Origin of the sequence: Vibrio sp. 10N.237.312.B06 (assembly GCF_041464685.1) — a bacterium.
Lineage (GTDB): Bacteria > Pseudomonadota > Gammaproteobacteria > Enterobacterales > Vibrionaceae > Vibrio > Vibrio tasmaniensis_A.
In genome coordinates this window covers 1-5,362 of record NZ_JBFSPI010000146.1, presented here as the reverse complement: position 1 = coordinate 5,362, position 5,362 = coordinate 1, and the positions used below count along the sequence as shown (strand labels likewise).

Annotated in this window: 6 protein-coding genes and 1 pseudogene; 1 reads left to right on the top strand and 6 read right to left on the bottom strand. The window is 41.3% G+C overall.

Translation table 11 applies throughout. The annotated features are described in order from the left end of the window. Positions 1–264 precede the first annotated feature (264 nt). The 5 genes and pseudogenes from AB6C75_RS22610 to AB6C75_RS22590 form a co-directional block, all read right to left on the bottom strand. Complete coding sequence (locus AB6C75_RS22610) at positions 265–705, bottom strand: ribonuclease HI (RefSeq protein WP_372048734.1); 441 nt, start codon at positions 703–705, stop codon at positions 265–267. 79 nt (positions 706–784) lie between these two features. After that, positions 785–973 carry an AlpA family transcriptional regulator gene (locus AB6C75_RS22605; RefSeq protein WP_029223996.1) on the bottom strand — a complete coding sequence of 63 codons (189 nt, stop codon included), beginning with the start codon at positions 971–973 and terminating at the stop codon, positions 785–787. A 67-nt stretch (positions 974–1,040) separates the two neighbouring features. Beyond that, positions 1,041–1,649 carry an inovirus Gp2 family protein gene (locus AB6C75_RS22600; RefSeq protein WP_372109354.1) on the bottom strand — a complete coding sequence of 203 codons (609 nt, stop codon included), beginning with the start codon at positions 1,647–1,649 and terminating at the stop codon, positions 1,041–1,043. A 60-nt stretch (positions 1,650–1,709) separates the two neighbouring features. Further along, positions 1,710–2,390: pseudogene (locus AB6C75_RS22595) on the bottom strand (inovirus Gp2 family protein). Between the two features lie 59 nt (positions 2,391–2,449). Next, positions 2,450–3,130: an inovirus Gp2 family protein gene (locus AB6C75_RS22590; RefSeq protein ID WP_372109352.1), complete on the bottom strand. Its 681-nt coding sequence runs from the start codon at positions 3,128–3,130 to the stop codon at positions 2,450–2,452. Positions 3,131–3,664: 534 nt separating this feature from the next. Between AB6C75_RS22590 and AB6C75_RS22585 the strand changes: the two genes are divergently transcribed. Further along, positions 3,665–4,534: a hypothetical protein gene (locus AB6C75_RS22585; RefSeq protein ID WP_372109350.1), complete on the top strand. Its 870-nt coding sequence runs from the start codon at positions 3,665–3,667 to the stop codon at positions 4,532–4,534. A gap of 84 nt (positions 4,535–4,618) precedes the next feature. Here AB6C75_RS22585 and AB6C75_RS22580 read toward each other — a convergent pair whose 3' ends face one another. Further along, positions 4,619–5,272 carry a tyrosine-type recombinase/integrase gene (locus tag AB6C75_RS22580; protein WP_372109349.1) on the bottom strand — a complete coding sequence of 218 codons (654 nt, stop codon included), beginning with the start codon at positions 5,270–5,272 and terminating at the stop codon, positions 4,619–4,621. Positions 5,273–5,362: the final 90 nt, after the last annotated feature.

Genomic DNA, 5,362 nt, shown 5'->3' with positions numbered 1-5,362 from the left:
CACCCGCTATTTTTTATTTTCCTAATATCGTTCTATTTATAAATAAAAAAAACCTTATCTAAATCATTATCACAATCATCGTCAATTTCGCCCCGGCCCCCCCCCCCCCCCAATTGCAGCCATTGAATGCTTCATCTTCAGGTATATGTTATCTATAAAAACGCTTAACACTACCCTAAAGACAAATCACCGTTCCTAGGGATAAAGCAAAAATACGACCGCACAGCCTGCTAGCGGTTTGCCAACAAACTGTGCTCTATCTTCTTACTCGGCTTCTGCCGCTTCAACAGCTAACAAGTCTGCCATGTCATTACCTTTATCACCTGAATGAGCTTTGACCTTAAACACCTCTACGTATTTCTGTGAACGCAATTCGTCGATTTGTTGCCATAGATGACGGTTCTTAACTGGCTTCTTATCTGACTTACGCCAACCTTTATCCTTCCAGTTATCTAACCAACCGTTATAACCCTTCACACAAAAGTCACTGTCTGAGTAGATGACATCGCCATCCTGCGCATACTCTAGACCTTCGATTAAGGCCATTAGCTCTAATTTTGCATTGGTGGTACTGCGTCTGATAGTGATGCTATCTTGATACTCTAGTTCACCGTGCTCATTAAAAGCTGCAATACCAATCCCACCCTGTGTGCATCCGTGTTGATTGTTCGGTGCCGCGCCATCTACGTAAATTGAATAACTCATTTTATTTCTCTCTCTAATTGAAAAGGGAGCCCTCAATGGCTCCCTGTTGATGTGGTCAGTGTGTTTTCTGCTACTTGGATTATTCTTGGCTCTCTCGCAGTGCTAGACGTTGTTCCATCCATTCTTCGATTTCACTCTCTAGCCAAGCTACTGCTCTTCCTCCCAATGGAATGGTTTTAGGAAAGACTTCTTCATCCATAAACTTGTAGATAGTTGAACGGCTTAACCCTGTTGCTGCGATTACGTCTTTTAGTCTTAAGAATCTCATTGGGAATGCTCCTGTATTTTGTATATACCCATGAGATAAGCCACCGCTGTAAAAAAGTGCGGTGAGGTTAACCCTCGCTAGAGCCAAAACAGTAATGCTCTTCTTGCCATGCCTCAGCTAGACGGCTCATGCGGTGAAATACATTGTTCTTTACTACGCTACTTTTGCTCTTGCAGCGCGTCCCTAAGCCGTAGTTACCTCGGTCGTTAAATAATACCAATGAACGCTCTTTGCCTTCGTAGTGGCTCTGTACAGCCTCTTGCCATGCCTCTTTAAGGTGGTTGGCTAATTGATTACGTTTATCCCAACAGATAGCGGAGCCAAAGTACTGGTTGTAATCAAGCAAGAGTATGACTTGGTAATTGTGTGAGGGGGATTTATCGGCTCGCTTACGCCACGAGTAATAGAGTGAGTCTGTATTAAGTCTCTTTTTAAGCTGGTGGATGTAGTCATTGATGATGGTTAAATCGGTGTCTGGGTGGTCTTTAGGAAGGTATAGCCCCAAATGCATGACTAACGTGAACTCAAACTGCTCTAGTGCCTGTTCAAAGAGGTTGGTCATACTCGTAAGGGCGGATTCATACAGCCCGTGCTCACTGTAGATCACGGGATAATCGTTAAAGGTGATGGAATGGGTTATTGCTGGTGTATGGGGAGTGTGGGGAGTGTGGGGCATGAGACAGTACCTATTGATAGTTGAATGACATAAGTACTGCTTGTGGTGGGCTTTTTTAGGTTAACGACGACTGCAACCAAAAGTCGTACTACGGTTATCGCCGTGTTTGGTGGTGGGCTTCGCGAGACGACTCATTCGATAGAAGAACTCGTTTAGCTGGAGCGGGAACGTTTCAGTGTCGGAAGAAAGCTCAAAACCTTCATTGTTAGGGGAATACGCTAACCCTGAGCACCGTTGGTTAGAATGAGCTTCCATCACCCTATCCCATGTCTTTCTTACTTTTTTGTAGAGAAAACGCCCCCAACTATCTCGACCTGTTCCTAAGCTTTGGAAAAGCTCTCTATCAAAGAGCAAGATAAGATGATACTGGCTAGTGGAGTCACACTCCCTAGCCCAGATATAGCGGATCACCGTTTGTGGATGTTGATAGGTATTATTGGTGTATTTATCCTTACAGAGTTCATTAGTCTCCGATTCTAAAGTATGAAAGAAATGGGCAAACACCGTTAGGTAATCGCCCCTGAAGTGACTCGGTAGATTGAGGTTGAGGTGAACAGCAAAGAGTCTCAGACATTGATTTAGTGCTTCAGCCAGTACTTGTTCGATATCCGCCAAATACTCAAGGATAAGACCACCCTAGTGGTAGTAGAGTGGCTTTCCATTAAACGTTCGGTCATGAGTGACGGTGAGGTGGTTAGACGCTTCTGAGTGATGTTGAGTGGCGTTGAGCTGATTTGGCATTCTAGTTCCTATGGTTTGTTGTTAATCCCACAGGAACTGTCACTACCGTAATTTTTAAACTACTTATGACTATGGCCGAAATTCCGTCTACCGCTACCAAAGTGCTTCGTATCTTCTTTGGCTAAATAACTAATGTGCTTAAATAGCTCATCAAACGCGTCGCCAAAGTCATCAGAGTTACGGTTCAAGCGATGAATAACCACGCTGTCACTATTCTTCTTCTTTGAGAAATGTACTAATCCATTTGCCTCTTCATAATCAACACCGACGACTCTCGCCCATGCCTCCAAGATAAAGGAGCCTAAATTATCATCTGGTGTTTGAGTTTGTCCCAACCAGTTAAATCTATCCTTATTAAACATGAGTAATAAGTGATAGTGATCATTCATTGAGGTAGAGCGCTCTCTAACCCAAACATTTCGAACCTTGCAGGGATGAACCCTACCACCCTCTTGTCTTTTTTTTCGCTTTCCAGAGTAAGCTATCTGTGACTGCAACGAGCGGATAAAATCGGTGATGACATTGCCACACTCTTCATTGGCTCTTAGCTTTGGAAATCTCAAATCTACACGGATAGCCATGAGGCGAGGATAATCATCTAATGCTCGTTCAATGGTGGCATGCATTTTTTCTAAGTAGTCGAGGTACAGTGGACCGTGTGCAGTCTGGATAGGATGACCAAGAAAGGTTTTCTTAATGGTGAGTCTAAGTTTTTTGTTTTTTCGAGAACGTACATTCATTGCTATCTATTCCTATGTTGAGGTTCATAGATAGGTCGATGCCGTTATTTATAATGGTGTACTGTGAGTCACTTGGTGTGACTCAGGGATATGTGATGATGTAGTCGTGCACTAGGTATGGTAGATGTTTAGTTATTAACGTAATAATACTAACCAGACAGACAATGCAAAAAACCTTTACGTATACATTTCCTGTCCGTATGGAGGAACAAATACTAGTTAACCATCAACGCCTAGGCACTGAACTGTGGAAAATCGATATCAGCTCACTCACTCTCGAATCCAAGTCAGTTACAAGTTAAATGACAGTTTATTGAGCTAGTTAATGAAGAGAGAGCTCTCGATAATGCACACTACTTCAACAACAATCCATCGCGCCAAAACGACTCAACGCATCCTCATTCATTGTCAAAAACCACGGTTCATACATTTTTATTTCTGGAATTTACTCATATAAAAGGTGACAATAAAAACCGATAATTACCTACTAATCATCGGATTACGGTTACAGTCAAGTTAAGTGAGAGAAATAAAATGACATCGACAGACAAAGAAAAAGCCAATCAATCAGAAATCTCAGTGGTGAATGAGACACCAATATTAGATCCAAATACAGAAGTGGAAATCATCAATCTAGCTAACCCTTTTGATGTCAGAGGTAAGTGTTATCTTTACCATGAAGAGGAAGGAGAGCTTAAACACATGCTTCTTAGAAAAGATGACAAAAAGAAAACCAGTCTTATAAAAGAGCTTACTGAAGTTAAAAACGCAGGACAACTTAGTGAGACCCGATTAAGCAAAGAGTACCCATTTTTAGCAAGCCAAAAACAGATTATCTTATTGCCTTACTCTCCAATTTCAAGAAGCCATATTTCGAATGATACCTATCCAGAAAATAAGATTAATCGAACAAAAATCATCAACACATTTTGGAAAAGCGAGCTAAATCTTAGTTATGATGCTGCGGAAGGATTAATTTTAGTTTGTTCATTTCTAGCCAAGAATGTTGACCGTCATACCCTTGGATTAGGGATAAGCAAAACCAAGATAGCGGTCTCTTTGGGAATGAGTATTCGGCGTGTATCCGATATTTTAGAGCGACTTAAGGAGCTAGGTTACGTGAATTCTTACAAAGAAAAGGTTAAGCGAGGCAATCTAAGTTTGGGAACTTTCGTACAATTAACACACACTTTTTCGACACAGTTTTTGAAATCCATAGATACCCCCACGAAAAACCAAACGGATACCTCATATAAACCACCAGAAAACACATCTCATGAGCGTCATTTTGAATTTATGGAAAGACTGAATAACCTACGACTTAACTTAAAGAAGTTCATCATAGATAGCAAAGAGCCGATACCACCAGTCGTTTTGGAGCAGGTGTTTAAGGTCTTAGGGTAATGCTCATATTTGAACGTGCAGCATAAACAGTATTATTTGGGGGGCAAACTCGATAACATTGCCCCAACACTGAATCAATCACATCTAGTGCTCATCTGACAAAATATCTAAGTAATCAGCCCATTCCTGCATTAGTTTGAGCCTTTCTGACAAGTAAAGTGAGCGATTATACGCCCTTGACGTTGCCGTTCCCGTCAAATGAGCTAACTGTGTTTCGATCACCTCAGAATTCCAGCCTTTCTCATGTAAAATAGTTGAAGCTGTACTTCTAAAACCATGAGCTGACATTACATCTGCGAGGTACCCTAAATCTCGTAAACGATTAGTTAATATATTCTTGCTCATCGGCTTATTGCTATCCCTTTGGTTAGGGAAAACAAGAGGCGAATAGCCCGTCACTAATTTAACATTCCTTAACTGATCCACAACTTGTCGTGACATTGGTACAAGATGCTCACGATTACGCTTCATCTCTTCAGCAGGAATTCTGATTAAACAATCTTCAAAATCAATATAGTCCCACTTTAGATTTCTTATTTCAGTTGGTCTTAAAAAGACTCTAGGTATAAGCCTAAGAGCTTCTATCGTACAGTAGTTCCCTGATTGATTCGTATCAATATCTTTAATCAATTGTCCTAGTTCGCTGGGTTTAACAATTGCAGCTCTATGCTGAACTTTCGGTAACGGCTTCAATATATCTCCAAGCGGCAGACCTTGAGCTGGGTTATTTCGAGTCAATCGATGACCTAATGCATATCCAAATACCCTATTAATGCGTATTTCGGCTGATGTGCCCCCTAGTTTCGTTTTTAATCGACCACCTTTTTA